The organism is Streptomyces sp. NPDC003011 (genome assembly GCF_053591515.1).
On the sequence record NZ_JBSFTY010000103.1, the window covers coordinates 1 to 14,628 of the forward strand.

12 protein-coding genes and 3 pseudogenes are annotated in these 14,628 nt (G+C 68.3%); 6 read left to right on the forward strand and 9 right to left on the reverse strand.

Features of this window, described 5'->3' with window-relative positions:
* Positions 1 to 695: 695 nt before the first annotated feature.
* The gene (locus ACWD0J_RS35810; protein ID WP_451500043.1) at positions 696 to 2,012 is read right to left on the reverse strand and encodes a replication-relaxation family protein; all 1,317 of its coding nucleotides are present in this window, start codon (positions 2,010 to 2,012) and stop codon (positions 696 to 698) included.
* An 822-nt stretch (positions 2,013 to 2,834) separates the two neighbouring features.
* Between ACWD0J_RS35810 and ACWD0J_RS35815 the strand changes: the two genes are divergently transcribed.
* Positions 2,835 to 3,188, forward strand: a complete 354-nt coding sequence (locus ACWD0J_RS35815; protein ID WP_451500044.1) for a hypothetical protein — start codon at positions 2,835 to 2,837, stop codon at positions 3,186 to 3,188.
* 64 nt (positions 3,189 to 3,252) lie between these two features.
* Here the strand turns inward: ACWD0J_RS35815 and ACWD0J_RS35820 are convergent.
* Positions 3,253 to 3,849, reverse strand: a pseudogene (locus ACWD0J_RS35820) (IS30 family transposase); the annotation flags it as partial.
* A 2-nt stretch (positions 3,850 to 3,851) separates the two neighbouring features.
* On the opposite strand from ACWD0J_RS35820, the pseudogene ACWD0J_RS35825 reads away from it, so the two are divergent.
* Positions 3,852 to 3,962 (forward strand): annotated as a pseudogene (locus ACWD0J_RS35825) (IS6 family transposase); the annotation flags it as partial.
* Positions 3,963 to 4,032: 70 nt separating this feature from the next.
* On the opposite strand, the pseudogene ACWD0J_RS35830 reads toward ACWD0J_RS35825, so the two are convergent.
* Positions 4,033 to 4,158: pseudogene (locus ACWD0J_RS35830) on the reverse strand (IS6 family transposase); the annotation flags it as partial.
* Between the two features lie 137 nt (positions 4,159 to 4,295).
* On the opposite strand from ACWD0J_RS35830, the gene ACWD0J_RS35835 reads away from it, so the two are divergent.
* A complete protein-coding gene (locus tag ACWD0J_RS35835; RefSeq protein WP_451500045.1) occupies positions 4,296 to 4,673 on the forward strand; it encodes a hypothetical protein in 378 nt (125 codons plus the stop codon).
* 45 nt (positions 4,674 to 4,718) lie between these two features.
* Here the strand turns inward: ACWD0J_RS35835 and ACWD0J_RS35840 are convergent, their stop codons facing one another.
* Both ACWD0J_RS35840 and ACWD0J_RS35845 read right to left on the reverse strand, forming a co-directional pair.
* Complete coding sequence (locus tag ACWD0J_RS35840; RefSeq protein ID WP_451500046.1) at positions 4,719 to 4,937, reverse strand: hypothetical protein; 219 nt, start codon at positions 4,935 to 4,937, stop codon at positions 4,719 to 4,721.
* 712 nt (positions 4,938 to 5,649) lie between these two features.
* On the reverse strand, positions 5,650 to 8,490 hold the full coding sequence (locus ACWD0J_RS35845; protein WP_451500047.1) for an RHS repeat-associated core domain-containing protein: 2,841 nt from the start codon (positions 8,488 to 8,490) through the stop codon (positions 5,650 to 5,652).
* A gap of 914 nt (positions 8,491 to 9,404) precedes the next feature.
* Here ACWD0J_RS35845 and ACWD0J_RS35850 point away from each other — a divergent pair.
* Both ACWD0J_RS35850 and ACWD0J_RS35855 read left to right on the forward strand, forming a co-directional pair.
* Positions 9,405 to 9,725 (forward strand): hypothetical protein, encoded by a 321-nt coding sequence (locus ACWD0J_RS35850; protein WP_451500048.1) that lies wholly within the window; start codon positions 9,405 to 9,407, stop codon positions 9,723 to 9,725.
* Between the two features lie 590 nt (positions 9,726 to 10,315).
* Complete coding sequence (locus tag ACWD0J_RS35855) at positions 10,316 to 10,630, forward strand: hypothetical protein (protein ID WP_451500049.1); 315 nt, start codon at positions 10,316 to 10,318, stop codon at positions 10,628 to 10,630.
* Positions 10,631 to 10,816: 186 nt separating this feature from the next.
* Here ACWD0J_RS35855 and ACWD0J_RS35860 read toward each other — a convergent pair whose 3' ends face one another.
* The 4 genes from ACWD0J_RS35860 to ACWD0J_RS35875 all read right to left on the reverse strand — a co-directional run bounded on the left by ACWD0J_RS35860 (position 10,817) and on the right by ACWD0J_RS35875 (position 12,957).
* Positions 10,817 to 11,068 (reverse strand): DUF6207 family protein, encoded by a 252-nt coding sequence (locus tag ACWD0J_RS35860; RefSeq protein ID WP_451500050.1) that lies wholly within the window; start codon positions 11,066 to 11,068, stop codon positions 10,817 to 10,819.
* A gap of 88 nt (positions 11,069 to 11,156) precedes the next feature.
* Positions 11,157 to 11,630 (reverse strand): hypothetical protein, encoded by a 474-nt coding sequence (locus ACWD0J_RS35865; RefSeq protein WP_451500051.1) that lies wholly within the window; start codon positions 11,628 to 11,630, stop codon positions 11,157 to 11,159.
* Between the two features lie 230 nt (positions 11,631 to 11,860).
* On the reverse strand, positions 11,861 to 12,133 hold the full coding sequence (locus ACWD0J_RS35870; protein WP_451500052.1) for a hypothetical protein: 273 nt from the start codon (positions 12,131 to 12,133) through the stop codon (positions 11,861 to 11,863).
* A gap of 131 nt (positions 12,134 to 12,264) precedes the next feature.
* On the reverse strand, positions 12,265 to 12,957 hold the full coding sequence (locus ACWD0J_RS35875; RefSeq protein WP_451500053.1) for a TetR/AcrR family transcriptional regulator: 693 nt from the start codon (positions 12,955 to 12,957) through the stop codon (positions 12,265 to 12,267).
* Between the two features lie 150 nt (positions 12,958 to 13,107).
* On the opposite strand from ACWD0J_RS35875, the gene ACWD0J_RS35880 reads away from it, so the two are divergent.
* Positions 13,108 to 14,613, forward strand: a complete 1,506-nt coding sequence (locus ACWD0J_RS35880; protein WP_451500054.1) for an APC family permease — start codon at positions 13,108 to 13,110, stop codon at positions 14,611 to 14,613.
* The last annotated feature ends 15 nt before the right edge of the window (positions 14,614 to 14,628 follow it).

Consider the following 14,628-nt stretch of genomic DNA (forward strand, 5'->3'; position numbering starts at 1 on the left):
GAGTTGCCTGCGCGTCACGGTTGTTTCCTACCGGATCCACCTTCCATACGGATCCGGATTGGCAAGGTTGATCACGACGTCACACAGGCCCTAGTGGACTTGGCCCACCCGGAGGGTCAAGTCCCCTGCCGTTGTGGGGTATTGCAAGGCTGAGTTGGTCTGCGGCCTGGGGGTAAATCTTGTCCATTCTGCCTTCGGGAAGGTATCGGCGGGGATGGTGCCTCTTGTCGTGGAGTAGCCGATCAACTGCCGGGCTTGTTGGTGGTGGCGAGTCGTTCGAAGACGTCGAGGTTGGGTGCCTGCACGCCGCCACCTTCGAAGACCTCGTGGAGTTCAAGCAGAAGATGGGGGCCGCACCTTCGGGTCTCGCCTTCCCTCCGTACCAGTCGTCGAGGAACTGAGGCCGCACGGCTGACGATCGCGAAACCGAACGGATCGCCCGCCACGCGGACGCGGCGACGGTGGCGGCGACCGTGCGGACGCCCCGCCTGCTCGCCCAGCAGCGACGCTCGCTGCAATCGGGGCCGCTGGGTGCGCTGCTGCGGGGATCGCTAGCTTGATTGATGTGTGAACGCTCTGAGCGGCATTGCATGCCGTCGGCGCCACGGTGCAGGGCTGATGTCTCTGTTACGCACTTTCGGGTGACGGCATGGCGGTGGCCGGGGTGGCGCAGCTTGGCGATCGGAGGTGACGGGTCAGTGCCTGCAAGGGTCGCATATCTGGCGAGGCGTCAACTTGACGCCTTTTCTCCATGAATGGACGATGCAGGTGAGAGTCACCGCAATGCGGGTGATGAGTAATGGAGTGCACGTATTGCGTCCACAACGTGCACTCCGTGGCCATGGTGTGAGGGCGCGGCCGGCTGGCCGCCACCTGCACACCGGACGCTGAGCCTCGCGTTCGGCTGCTTCCTGCGCGAGACGGCGCCGCCCCTCTTCGGCGCGGCGGGCGAGGGCGGCGTCCCGGCGGGGGTTTCCGATCGCGTCCCAGAGGTTCTGGCGGTCCTCGCGGCCGAAGCGCCAGAACGCGGGCCCGGCCGGGCCGTGCTCGCGCAGCAGCTCCAGCGTGGTCGCCACGATCGGCATCTTCCCCTTGTAGAGGTGGAAGCCGTCGGCCCCCTGGCCCTGCCAGTGCTCGCGGGTGAGGTGGGCGACCTTCTCCATCTGCTTCAGCGCGGGCCGCGGGCCGACCTGGTTGAAGACGAGCAGGACCGGCGGGTGCGTCGCGTCGCCCCACTGGGGTTCGGGGGCCGACCAGCGGGTGCGCCACATCGGCTTGTCCTGGCCGTCGGTGTCCTTGGCCTTGCGGTGGAAGTGGCGCATGTACTTGTCGAACTTCAAGGCGATGACACTCGCGTCCTCGGTGCAGTTGTCGGCCTCGATGAACAACAGCGGCAGCCCCACCTCCGGGGCGGTGAGGACGATGTCGGCCCATGCGCCTCCCACGCCGGGGTTCTTCCACGTGCCGGTCGACGGGAGGGCGACTTCGGTGGCGTAGGAGGTGATGGTGCCGATCCCGTAGGGCGCGTCAACGGCGGCCTGGGCGGCGGCGATGGCTTCGGCCGGCTCACCGGCCACCAGGTCCAGGTCGGGCTTCGGGCGGATCATCGCGAGGACTATCTCGTTGACCGTCATCGCGTGCGAGGCACCCGAGCGGCCCGCGCTCTTGGGCATGCCGCCCATCTCCTCCGGCCCCCGGTCCAACTCGATCCCGGCGGCGGCCAGCCCGTCCTTGGTGAGCAGCCGCACCTCCTCTCCCCCTCGGGTGCGGCCGCCGTCGACGGACAGACCGTGCCTGCGCAGATCGTTGAGCGCGCCGCGATGGGAGGCGGTGCGTGCCTCCTTCCGCAGGGCCGCCGTCTCTTTCGTGGTGTGCCGGTAGCTCAGGTGCGGTGAGGACAGCCGCTGGATCTGATCCGCCGTCGCGGCCTTGAGCATCCCGAGCGTGCGCAGCACATCGCCGCGCAGGCCTGTCGACGATCCCGCCTCGTTCGTCTTGCGCTTGCCCGCCATCAGCCCCGCCCTCCCGTCGTCCGCGTCCGGCTACCGGCCGGGCGTCGGCCCCGCCCGGCCGCCAAGGGCACCAGGGGCGCCCTGAACCCGATGATCGCCTCCACCACTGACACCCCACCCCCACCTATTTCCCAGGGCTTGGTCAGTGAGAGGAGGAGAGAAGAGGGTTGTGACGATGTGCCGGAGCACCCAAAAGCCGTGGTGTGCAGGGCAAATGCGGTCGGTGCCGGTGTCGGGCACGGAAGTGGGTACGGCAGTGGGATCGCAAGCGCTGGCGGCAGGAGGTCGCGGTAGCTTGCCCGGTGCTGGTCGGGCCCGTGGTCGAAGCGGGTGCGCTGGTCGCCTGCTGGTGGTCGGTGGGTGGTCATCGCGGTGGCTCCTACGCTTCGGACCGCCCTTCGGTGGGCGGTGATCGAGAGAGCAGCGTGCACAAGACCCCCATGTCCGCGGTCTGACGACGGCTCGTAGCAAGCGTGGTCAAGAGGAAACGCGGCGGTGGCCGGGGGTGGTGGCCGGCCTGGACAAGGGGTCATGGTCGGGCTTGTGGGGCGGATTCCGGGGATCGTCGCAACACGTGATCACTGACGTGTGGTGGCGAGCAGTGTATGCAGGCGCTGGCGCGTTTTGAGTGGGCCGTTGTTGAGTTCGGCAGCAGCAGCGTCCAGCTCCTGGCGGCTGCACCCGGCCGATGAGTCTCCAGTTCCTCAACCACGAGCTCACGTTGAAAACAGGTCAACCTCATACAGGGCGCCTTGACGGGGTGCGGAACTCGGGCCCTACTTGTCGGTGCTCACGGCATAAATGCCGATCAAAGGGGACCCAATGGGAAAGATCATGCGATCGAGGCTGACTGTCACGCTGGCGGTTGCCGCCGTCGTCGGCCTTGCCCTTCCGGGAGTTGCGGGTGCGGCGGATGGCTCGCCCCAGCTCATGACCAACTCGGCCTGTAACGACGGCAAGGCGACAACGTTCGAAAACGTGGTCATCCGCACCGATACCAGTACCAGTGCCGCTGTGGTGACCACTGCCCTGAAGGGGCAGACGTGGGCCTGTGGCACAAATAGCGTCATCCTGGGCGGCCGGTATACCGCTTGCGGGACATCGAACGGCAACGGTTGGTTCTACGTCTACAACGCCAACTACGCGGGCTATAGCGCGTCAGCTTGTTGGGGATGACGCTACCCGCGTGACGCCTCCCACCGCCGAGAGGCGCATTCCGGCGGTCGTCGCGTCACTGTGATCAACTGGCTGCCTCCAGGAGCTTTGCGAGGCGCTCGGCTGGGGTGTCCCAGTCGAGCGTTTTGCGTGGTCGGCTGTTGAGTTCGGCGGCGACGGCGTCCGAGTGGGCACGAGTGTGGATGGCCAGATTGGTGCCCTTGGGGAAGTACTGGCGGAGCAGGCCGTTGGTGTTTTCGTTCGAGCCGCGCTGCCACGGGCTGCCGGGGTCGCAGAAGTAGACCGGGACGTTGGTGGCCATGCTGAAACCGCGGTGGGAGGACATCTCGGTGCCCTGATCCCAGGTCAGAGATCGCCTCAGATTGGGTGGCAGGGGGCCGATCGTGGCGATGAGGGCGTCGCGCACGGCTGCTGAGTTGTAGCCGTCGGGCAGGTGGACGAGCAGTAGATAACGGGTGCTGCGCTCGACCAGAGTGGCGATCGCGGAGTGATTCCTGCGACCGAGGATCAGGTCGCCTTCCCAGTGCCCGGGGACGGCCCGGTCGGCCGCCTCCAGTGGCCGTTGGCTGATCATGACCTTGTCCTTGACTGACCGGAAGCGCCGACGGTCGGCCAGGCGACGAGGGAGCCGTCTGGCACGTCCGGTGCGCAGAGTTTGGGTCCAACTTCCGGCCACGCCGCCATCTGATGCCCGCACACGACTACCGAGCCGAGATGACCGTCCGCTTCGCAATCTGGGAGCACATCACCGGAGTCGCCGGCCCCACCGCCTGAGCACAGCCCGGAACCGACTCCACCACGCCGCAACACACCATCAGGCACCTACCCCCGCAACAACGTGACAGCGCCCGAGCATGAGCTCTTCGACCTCGCGGAACGACAGCGGGAAGCGGTGGTACAGCCACACACAGTGGGAGATGACCTCGACCGGGTACCGGTGACCCTTGTACGACGGCGACGCGCTCCCCACGGACGACCCTTCCCAGGTTGATCGGCCCGAAGATCATCCCACCGGTCAGCCAACGTGACAGTCCCGGTCACAGCGTTGCGCAGTGGTTGCGCACCGATTGCGCATCCGCTGATGCTGGGCACCGGAGGTGCCCAGCGATGTCGCTCGACAAGCCGAAGCGCCGACGGTGCGCGTACAAGCGCTGTCGGCGACTGCTGCCGAAGGACGCGACGTCCAGGCGCCGTTACTGCGGCCCGACGTGTGTGGCCGGCGCCTACCGGATGCGCCGGCGACAGGAACGCGCGCACCAGATGATGACCGTCCTGGTCGATGCCAAGGCGGCAGAGTTCCTGCGCACGACCACCGGCCGGGAAGAGCGTCTGCTGGCGTGGCAGACGTGTGGCGGGCCTAACTGCCGGGTGGTGCTGTGGGCCGGTGTCCAGCGTCGGCGATCCGCCCGGTACTGCAGCGCGAGGTGCCGACAGGCCGCGTACCGGGCGCGTCGGCAAGCCCGCGACCATGACGCCGTGCCGTAACGGTGTCCGACGTGCCGGACCGGTTGTGACAGTACGGCGTCATGGTCAGCAGGAGGTCGTACGGCGGTCGACGGCGCGGGCGTTCCCTGTGCCCAGCGGGCGACGGCCGGCCGGTGGTACCTGCACCCCGTCAGCCGTGGTGGCCGGGGCGAGCGGCCCGGCAACAGCCCGGTCCGTGACCGTACGGCGGCGGGCGTCCGCTGTGGTCGGCGGCTCCTCGGTGGGGCGGGGGCCGGTACCCAGCGGACGTCGCTTGGCGTGCATGGGGCGAGTCTGCCAGGAAACGATCAGACACCCCGGTGATGCCGGGACACGCGAACGCGCGGCGGGCGGGGCAGGCCTCCCCCGCCGTCGGCCTCCCGGGTCGGGGTGGCCGTGCTGCGGTGCGCGAGGCGCAGACCCGGGTGCGGCCACACGTACCAGCGACAGGTGGCCATGGTAGAGCCGTCGGGGTCGAGCAGGACCTGGTAGACGGTGCGGCCGTCCGGCCAGTCCTGCCGCGCGGAGACGGTCGCCTGCCGTCCGGGCGTCCTGGCACATCCCGGACTTCCTGGCCGTGTCAGGAGCGAGTCTTCCGATGACCCAGGAAGGCCATAACCGCCAGAACCACTCCGCTGACTGCGGCGATCACTCCGAGTGTGATCGGCACAGCATCGCCAGTAACCGTTCCCGCAACACACGCACATATCCCTCCCACGATCAAAACCGCCGAAAAGATCTGCACTCCTTTTATTGCGTCATCCATCGATACACCCTTCCACTGCGTTCCACCACTGCTTCCTCTGCATTCGCAGAAACCGGCGGGCCGGGCACGAATTCCCCGCCCGCCGGCCGGTTTCCATGGAGCCCGTAGTTCCCTGTCCAGCTATTTCCGGTGCTACCCGTAAGTGAGGATGTCCGCTCCGTAGTACCCTGCGGCACCTCCAAGCGCGCAACTACCCACTCCTGCAGCACCAGCGCCCACAGCACTGCCGACTCAGGCCCGGACCACTCCGCCGACCGCGGCGGCGTATGTGATGACTCCGGTCTCTGCCGCAGCACCAATTCCCACCACGCACCCTGTGACAACGCCGAAAACGTCGCTGCCCTTGTCGAGTATGTCGGAGAAACTGAACGGCCCGGTGGGGTCGCTGTTGTTGATGAAGTCGCCGCCCGCGTACAGGTAGGGGTTCTTCTCCTGCCCGGAGGGGTCGGGCTGGGTGAAGCGGCCGATCTGGGGGTCGTAGTAGCGGGCGCCCATCTTGTACAGGCCCGTCGGGTCCAGGTAGGTGCCGCTGTAGCGGAACGGCTGCGGGACCGCCTCCGTAGTGGTGCCGCGGGGCAGGCCGGTGGGGCCGTAGGCGTAGGTGTGGGTGCGCTTGCCCGCGTCATCCACCAGGCCGAGAACGTTCCCGGTGGCGTCGGTGAGGTAGTAGTAGGACTTCCCCCCAGTCGTCATGGAATTCAGGGTGCCCGCAGGTTCGCGGATGAATCCGGTGTCCACGCCGTTGGTCGTGGTGGACGCCAGCCCCAGCGCGGTGTGGTGGAACCACGTCGAACCCAGCTTCGTACGCTCGGAATTGTCGGTGCCGGCGTGGACGAGGTCGTAGTTCGTACCGCCTTGCGTGATGCCGGACAGTTGGCTGTGGTCCGTCCACGTCTCGTTCGTCCGCGCGGTCGCGGCCGTACGCCCACCCGCCGTCTCGTTGCCGGCCTTGTCGTAGGACCAGCCGGTGGTGGAGCCGTTCTGCGCGGTGAGTTGGCTGGCGTCGTTGTAGGTCCAGGTGGGGGTGGTGGGGCAGGTGGCGGCGGTGCCGTCCTGGGCGGTGAGGTTGCCGGCCTTGTCCCAGCAGTACAGCCAGGACGCCGTACGGGTGCCGGCCGAGTCGGCCTCCAGCGCGTAGGACAGCCGCTCCTGGCTGTCGTAGGTGTAACTCGTCTTGCGGCCGGTGGTGTTGTCGGTGCGGGTGCGGATCTTGGTGGTGTCCTTGCCCGCGCTGGCGTAGCTGTAGGTCAGGTCGACCAGCGTCGTCGTGCCCGAGGTCGTCTTGACGGCCGAGGGACGGCCGTTCTTGTCGATGCCGACGGACTGGGTGGTGCCGCCGGGGTAGACGGTCGTGGTGCGTTTGTCGTTGTTGTCGTAGTCGAAGTCGGTCTTCTTGCCCGCCGGGTCGGTCAGGAAGTCCAGGCGGCCGGCCTTGTCCCAGGTGTAGTCCGTCTTGCCGGTCGGGTCGGTGTAGTAGTCGACGTCGCCGCCCGGCGTGTAGGCGAGGGCGGTCTGCGCACCGTTCTGCAGGGTGCGCACGTGCTCGCGGTTGAGTTCGTCGTAATCCCAGCCGGTGGTACCGGAGGCGTCGGTGCGGGACTTGAGGTTGCCGTCGCCGTCGTAGTCGAAGGTGACGGTCTCGTTCGGCGAGGACACCTTCCTCACCCGGTCACGGGTGTCGTACACGTAGACGGTCTTGATGCCGCGGCCGTCGGTGGCCGTCTCGACGCGGCCCAGGGCGTCGTAGGTGTACATGGTGGTGCCCAGCGGCGCGGGCGGGGTCACCTTGGACAGGTTGCCCTTGGCGTCGTAGGTGAACGACGTGGTCTTGCCGTTGCCGTCCTTGGCGGTGCAGCGCTGGCCCTCGAAGCCGCCGCACGTGGGGGTGGCCTTGTTGTACGTGTACTCACGGGTCGCGCCGGCGGTGCCGGAGGTGGTCACCGACATCGTGTTGCCGTTGGTGTCGTACGTGAAGCTGTCCTTACGCCCGTCCGCGCTGGTGAAGTCGTTGGGCAGATCGGTGCCCGCGACGGTCTGATAGGCCGTCACCGACGCCGTCGCGCCCATCGGGAGCTTGGCGGAAGTGGCGTTGTTGCGGGCGTCCCAGCCGTAGGTGGTGGTGTTGCCGCCGGTGCCGTCCGCACCCGTGCCCATCGCATCAGTGGCGGTCTGGGTGAGGTGGTTGGTGTACTTGGTGTGGCGGGAGTGCTGCAGCGGGTCGGTGACCTTGGTGACCTCACCGTCCGCGTTGTACGTGTGCACCGTGTCGTCGCCGTCCGGATCGGTCACCTTCGTCGTGCCCGCGGCGGCCGGGGCGGCGGAGTAGTCGAAGCGCCAGGTCGGGCCGGTGTGACCGCTGCTGGAGGTTCCGGTGGCGCGCAGCATCGAGGTGACGCGGTTGTGAGCGTCGTAGGTGAAGACGGTGACGGTGCCCTCGGGGGTGGTCACCTTCGTCACCCGGCCGTCGCCGTCGTACTCGTAGGCCGTGGCCTTGCCGGCGGTGTCGGTGACCTTCGCCAGGTTGGCCGCCGGGTCCAGGTCGAACACGGCCGTGCGGCCGGTGTGGTCCTTGGCCTGCCACTGGTTCGGGTACGTCTTGACCAGGTCGATCCAGCGGCCGGAGCGGGTCTCGGTGAGCTTGAAGCCCTTGTGCTCGGTGCCGTCGTCGTGCTGCTCGACGGTGATCGTGCCCTTGTTCTTGTCCGTGACCTTGGTCAGCATGCCATTCGCGTCGTAGATGTCGCGGCTGCCGGACTTGCGGTCGGTCAGGGTGTAGGTGCCGTCCGCGTTCTTGGTCAGGTCCTTGGAGTAGCCGGTCGGGGTGGTGTACCCGCCGCCGGTCTTCGCGCTGAACCGCAGCAGGTCACCGGTCGCGTCGAAGACGTCCACCTCACCGTCGTTGACCTGGAGGTAGCGTTCATAGCCCTGCCACCAGCGCTGGGAGACCTTGCCCCACGGGGCTTCCAACGAATTGTAGGTGCGGGCCAGTTGGAGAGTCTGGCCCACACCGGCGATGTCGAAGTCGGTGGCCGCCAGCATCAGATTGCCGTTGGACAGGTTCACCCGCGCCACGGTCGCATCGTTCAGACGGGTGTCGAGGATGCGGTGCCAGGGGAACCTGACCCTGCCCCTCCGGCCGAAACGGGGTGGCCACGGCGGCGTTGCGTGACGCGGCCGCGATGCCGGTGGTGCGGGCCTTCTGCGCCGCCCGCCAGGCGGCGACCTCCGCCGGCACCTCGGTCTCCGCCTCGGAGTCCGGGGCCTTCGTCACGCCGGCTGGCGTCGCGGGCGCGTCGACCTTCGTCGGGCTGGTCCACGGGCTTTCCTGCCTGGACAGTTCCGGTTCGGACGGGGCCGCCACAGCGGGTGCGGCGGCCACGACTAATGCCGCTGTGGTGATGGCGGCGGTGAGAGCGATTCTGGATGATCTCCGGGCACGCCGAGACGGCATGCGCGCAGCACGCGACTGCATCAGCTTCCCCCCACAGGAAGTCAGAAACCGTGACCCCAGCGGTCACAGGCGACGCGCAAGCTGTCACAAGAGACACACAAAGTGGCGCGGCGTTCCCCCCAACCGCGTTCCGATACGGGCCGGAATCAGCCCTACCTCTTCAGACCGCCAGAACGGGGCAAGAGGGCGTGAATCGGCGCTCAAAACCTAAGGAATGCTCAGTTCCGGCTCTGGATATGACAGATGACTTGACTGAAAGCGCTTCCTTTCCCAGATCTCAGCGCTCCGACCGGCCTCTATCCGCCAGATTTGAGACAAGTTCAGTCCGCGCAACTGCCACTTCGACTCTAAGAGACGGGGTGCTGCGTCCTGGTTCATGCGGAAACATCCCGCGTGGAAAGTTGTCTCGTAGGCCACGTCCGCCCCAAGAACGCCCCTGTGCGCGGCTCTTCACCGAACGCACACTTAACGCGTCCGGCGAGCCCCACCGCATCCGCGGCAGCAGCCGCCGCTTCGAGCAGAGGACTTCCCCGCGATGACCGATCAGGGCAGACACACGCCCTTGTGCCGGGCGCGCAGCCCACGCCGTACCACCCCCGGCCGCCCCGCCCGCGCCGTCCAGTACACCGGCCGCCTGCTGTGCTGGAGCCTCGCCACCGCCATGGCGCTGGCCGCCACCGACGTCCTGCTCGCCCCCCGCGCCCCCTGGTGGCCCTACACCTGGCCCGCGCCCTGGATCCTCACCAGCGCCTCCGCCCTCGCCTGGGCACTGCTGCGAGCCCGCGAGAAGAACACCGACGACCCACCGACCGACGACGAAGACCCCTACCAGGACGAGTGGGAACACGCCGCCTGAAACACACCGCTTGGGAGCCCTGGCCCCTTACCCCTGATCGCAGGTTGCACCACCCCATCGCACGCCGGGCCGTCACCCCAAAGTGCGTCACAGCCTTCGCACCCGCCGTGTGCCACAGCAGGCACGTCGCGCCAGTCACCACAGGCCACACCTGACCGCTCACATCGCTCCAACCCGACCGCGGAACCGTGAGCGACCGAGCAGCCGACTTCGAGGCCAGGCTGGGTCCGCACTGGCCACGGGGAGGCGGGTGCTTCACGCCCCGCCATAACGGGGCGGCACCGAGGCAGATGCGGACGTGGGCGGATCGCAACCGGCCAGGGAATCCGACCGCGGCCGCCAAACTGCCACACAGCTCACACAGCACACCGCGCTCCAGCGCAGCGTCCGGCTTCCCTCCGCTCGGACCCCCTGCCGGTACGAGTGAGCTGCCCACGCACCAAGCTGTCCATCATTGGTTGGGCTGGTCGGAGAAGCGGATGAACCGCCGAAGACGCCGTCGGCGTGACATCTCCTCACCGCCGCAACCACACCGGGCCTTGTGCCGCTCTCCCCCTGCACATCCATCTGCTGCCGGTGAGGAGACCGACGTGAACATCGCCCCTGAACTGCACAGGCTGCGCACCTTCGTAGACCCCTACGCAGCCGATCCGACCGAGCCCGCATGGCCCGCCCCGACCGCAGCCGGACAGGACACGGACTACCTGCTGCCACCGCCCAACCCCGCCGAGCGCCTCAGCAGCCTCATCAACCCACGCGACCAGCGCCGCCTCGCTCTGCACGCCGCCCTCACCACAGCCGGCATCCCGCCCCGGCCCGAAGACCGCGACGCCATCGACCAGCTCAGCGCCCTGCCCGCCGGCATCAACACCACCCTGCAACGATGGCTGCACCACACGACATGAAGCACGAAGAAACCGGTGGAGCCCGTCCGCGCCGCAGCGGGCTGAACGCGCTCCTGGAATCTTCACTGCCGGTCGGTGACGTGGAAAGAGCGCGGACTTCGATAGTGGAATCCATACCCGGTACCAGCAATCCGCGCGGACGTCGACGTCCAGGAGGTGGCGCTGTTCGGCGAAGGCAGCGCCCTGTCATGAGTCAGGGCCGGGCCGTGGTCGGCTCCATGGTCGGGTCGGCCACGGCGAGCTGCTGGCGCAGGTCCAGGTAGCAGCGCAGCCTACGCCGGGCTGGCTGGCGTCCCGCGTCGTCTGCTCCGCTGTGGCCGTCGTCCACCGGTCTGCGAGCAGCTGCTGGAAGGCGAGCGCGGTGGCGTCGTCGGCGGCCGCGACGTCGACAACGACCAGGCCCGGCTCGCTCACGTAGGCCTCGTTGATCGGGTTCATGCACGGCATACGCCCAGATGCCGGGGAGGGTTCCGGTGGGTCCGGTGTCTTCACCCGACCGAGTAGCTGCCCCGGTCCCGTGCGGCGATCAGCCTGGCAGCAGAGCTGCCTGGCTGACTCGCATGAACTCGAGGTAGGCGAGCTTCATCTCCTGCCCGTCCTCAGCCAGCATCTCCAGCCATTCCGCGTGCAGTCCATCTGCCCGCTGCTCAGTCGGCTGTTCGGCCAGTTCTTCGTTCACGAACCTGAGCGTGCTCGTGAACCGCTCCGTCATGCGCCGCAGGGTACCCCCCGCGACCTGGACGGAGTCAGGCCCCAGGAGCGCCAAGTGGCTGCACGTGGTGAGGAGGTTGAACAAGGCTTCCCCGTAGGCCCGCAACGACGCCTCGTCCAGCACCGTGCCCGCTTCCAGTTGCTCACGCCGCCGGACGGACTCGACATTGAAGACGGCGTACATGTCCATCACCTGCAGACACGCCTTCTGCCGCTCCTGGCGGACCCACTGCTGTAGCTCCAGAGCAGCCTGGTCTCGAACCTGTACCCGTACGACGGCCGCGTTCATCTCCGCGCCGATGCGTGCACCCCGGACCGCGGCAAGCCCGCCAACGAGAGCGCCAACGACCGCGCCAACGAGCCCGACACTGCCTGCGATAACCGCTGCCCATCCTTGATCCACGCGTTCGAAACCGGCAGAGGCTCGGGACCCCATGAGGCACTTCACCGAACAGTGGCCGCATCAGTCCAGCGCGATGGCTACTTCTCGCTCTGTGCTGGGTCAGGTGACGGAGGTATTCAAGGGCTGTCGCCGCCCCAGTCCCAGCGGGCCGGGTCGCCGGGGCGTGGGTCGTGCAGTGCCCGGCCCCCGGGGCCGAACTGCCCGAGCTCCGTGAGGAGGGAGACACCGTCGTCGATCTCCTCCGGCCTCCAGCCGGTGATGTTGAGCAGCGATCCGGCCAGCGGCCCGCCCACCAGTTCGGCGTAGCTCCGTCCTGGCTTCGGGCCCGGGTGGTTGTGGTCGGTGCCGTAGATCCGGCCGCGCAGCAGCTGCTCATCGTCGCTGTCCATGCCCTTCAGCCTCGCAGCCGCCACCGACAACAAGGGCTTGCCCAGGCGGCTATGGAAAACCCATCCTGGCGACGAAGTTCCCGTCGCAGACACAGACACGTCAGCGGTCGGCGGCGACGCATTGTGGACGCTCAGCGTGTCGAAGCACGGGCCGCCAGTGCCTCCAGCAGGAGGTCCACCGCCTCCTCGAAGGAACTGTCCGCCATGCCGGGCAACGCGGGGCGGACTGCGGTGAGCGCCGGATACGCCACCGGGTCCAGGTCCTGGTAGACGTCCGGCCACGCGCGGTGGTCGGCCTGGCGCTGCTGTGGCGGGAGCGCCAGGAACGCCGCGTCGGTGGCCGCGTGGCTGAGGACGGTGTCGATGAAGGCCAGGTAGAGCCGTGCGGCGGCGGCCGGCTCGAAGCCCGCGGACAGCAGCAGACCGATCCCCGTCTCCACCGCCTGGATCTCGCTCTTGCGCCCGGTCACCCGGTGCGCCGCCATGGCCGCCGCCCGCGGATGGGCGAGGTACCCGGCGCGGACCCGCAGGGCCATCTCGCGCAACGAGGCCACCCAGTCGGCCCCAGGGACGAACCCCGCCATCGCGTCGCCGATGATCCGATCCGCGATGGCGAGCACCAGGTCGTCGGTGCCGTGGAAATAGCGGTAGAGCGCCGTCGGATCGCAGCCCAGCGCCGCGCCGAGCCGGCGCACACTCAGCGCTTCGTGACCGTGCTCGCCGATCAGCCGCAGGGCGGTCTCCACGATCAGGTCCTCGGACAGCAGGACCCCGGAGCGAGTGGGCCGCCGGCGCCGGCGCTCCTGCGGGACACGGGTGGACATGACCGGGTTCCTCTCTCCAGGCCGACCAGGCACGCACAGTGAACACCCCCCGGCACCTTACGTCAACAGGGTTGACCCAATGTGGACGTCAGCGGTTCCATCACCTCACCGCGCGGCTCTTCCCCGTCTCCCGTCCCCGAGGAGCCCTCCATGTCGTCCGCACCGCCCCTGTCCTCCGCGCCGGGCCCGGCTCTGCGCCGTTCCCTCGGCGTCGTCGACGGCGTGGCCATCGCCGCGTCCAGCACCGCGGCCACCACCAGCATCGCCATCGGCATGGGCACGATCGCGGCCATCGTGGGCCTCCAGGCCCCGGCACTTCTGCTCCTGGCTTTCCTGCCGGTCCTGGGCATCGCCACCGCCTACGCCCGCCTGAACCGCTCGGAACCGAACTGCGGCAACGGCTACGTCTGGGTCGGCAGGTCCCTCGGCCCCTGGCCCGGCTTCCTGACCGGCTGGGTCACCCTGGTCGGGTCGGTCATCTTCTGCGCCTACACCAGCGCGATCATGGGCTCGGTCGTGCTGATCTTCGCCAACAAGACGGGCCTGCACAGCCTCGCCGGCATCGCCCTCGATCCGACGTCCACCGGTGTCACCACGGCGGTCGGACTGGTGATCCTCCTCGCCCTCACCGCCCTGGCCGTCACCGGGGTGCGGTCCGCCACCCGCTTCCAGTTCGCCCTCCTGATCTTCGAGTACGCCGTGCTGCTGGCCTTCTGCGGCTGGGCCCTGATCACCGGTGACCACGCCATATCCCTGTCCTGGTTCAACCCCTTCGAGATCTCCAGCGGCACCACCTTCGCCCAGGGCATGGTCCTCGCGGTCTTCTTCTTCTGGGGCTGGGACGCGGCCTTCAGCGTCAACGAGGAGACGAAGAGCCCGGGCGACGCGGCCCGCGGAGGCCTCATCGCCCTCTTCGCGATGCTCGGTCTGTTCCTCTTCGCCTCGGTCGCCTTCCAGCGGGAGATGAGCCTGGCCGAACTCGTCCGCAACGGCCCCCAGGCCCTCCCGTACCTCGGCGAGAAACTGGCCGCCGAACCCTGGGCGACCCTCCCCTTGGTCGCGCTGATGTTCTCCGCCGTCGCCTCCGTCCAGGCCACCCTGATCCCCACGGCACGCGGCCTGTTCGCCATGAGCCGCGACCGCACGATGGGACCGGTGTGGACCCGGATCCACCCCCGCTACGGCACCCCCGCCGCCGGCACGGTCGTCGTGATGGCCATCGCCGGCGTGATCGCCCTGCTCGCCGTCGCGCTTCCCAAGCTGAGCGACATGCTGCTGGCCGCCGTCAACGCCATCGGCCTGATCGTCGCCCTCTACTACGGCCTCACCGCGCTCGCCTGCGCCATACGCTTCCGCTCCGCACGTCACGAAGGTGCACGGGAGGCGCTGCTCGCCATCGGCGTGCCCGCCGTGTCCGGCCTGATCCTGCTCGGCCTCGGCGGCTACCTCGGACACTCGTACCTGACCATGAGCGACCACTTCGAACTCAGCCCGGACAACGGCTGGTTCATGTTCTCGCTGCCCGCCGCGATCGTGCTCGCCGGCCTGGGCATGGCCGCCGTGGCCAAGTACGTGAGGCACTCGCCGTACTTCACGACGGGGCGCGGCACCGACGCCGAGTCCCTCACCCTTCCGATGGACCGTACGACGGTCTGACCCCCCCCCATGGAG

Bases quoted from the DNA above. Each gene is read 5' to 3' on its own strand.
- ACWD0J_RS35815 (WP_451500044.1), top strand. From the start codon at position 2,835: ATGGGAAAGATCATGCGATCGAGGCTGACTGTCACGCTGGCGGTTGCC.
- ACWD0J_RS35840 (WP_451500046.1), bottom strand. From the start codon at position 4,937: ATGCACGCCAAGCGACGTCCGCTGGGTACCGGCCCCCGCCCCACCGAG.
- ACWD0J_RS35810 (WP_451500043.1), bottom strand. From the start codon at position 2,012: ATGGCGGGCAAGCGCAAGACGAACGAGGCGGGATCGTCGACAGGCCTG.
- ACWD0J_RS35865 (WP_451500051.1), bottom strand. From the start codon at position 11,630: ATGAACGCGGCCGTCGTACGGGTACAGGTTCGAGACCAGGCTGCTCTG.
- ACWD0J_RS35870 (WP_451500052.1), bottom strand. From the start codon at position 12,133: ATGGACAGCGACGATGAGCAGCTGCTGCGCGGCCGGATCTACGGCACC.
- ACWD0J_RS35880 (WP_451500054.1), top strand. From the start codon at position 13,108: ATGTCGTCCGCACCGCCCCTGTCCTCCGCGCCGGGCCCGGCTCTGCGC.
- ACWD0J_RS35860 (WP_451500050.1), bottom strand. From the start codon at position 11,068: ATGAACCCGATCAACGAGGCCTACGTGAGCGAGCCGGGCCTGGTCGTT.
- ACWD0J_RS35875 (WP_451500053.1), bottom strand. From the start codon at position 12,957: ATGTCCACCCGTGTCCCGCAGGAGCGCCGGCGCCGGCGGCCCACTCGC.
- ACWD0J_RS35835 (WP_451500045.1), top strand. From the start codon at position 4,296: ATGTCGCTCGACAAGCCGAAGCGCCGACGGTGCGCGTACAAGCGCTGT.
- ACWD0J_RS35850 (WP_451500048.1), top strand. From the start codon at position 9,405: ATGACCGATCAGGGCAGACACACGCCCTTGTGCCGGGCGCGCAGCCCA.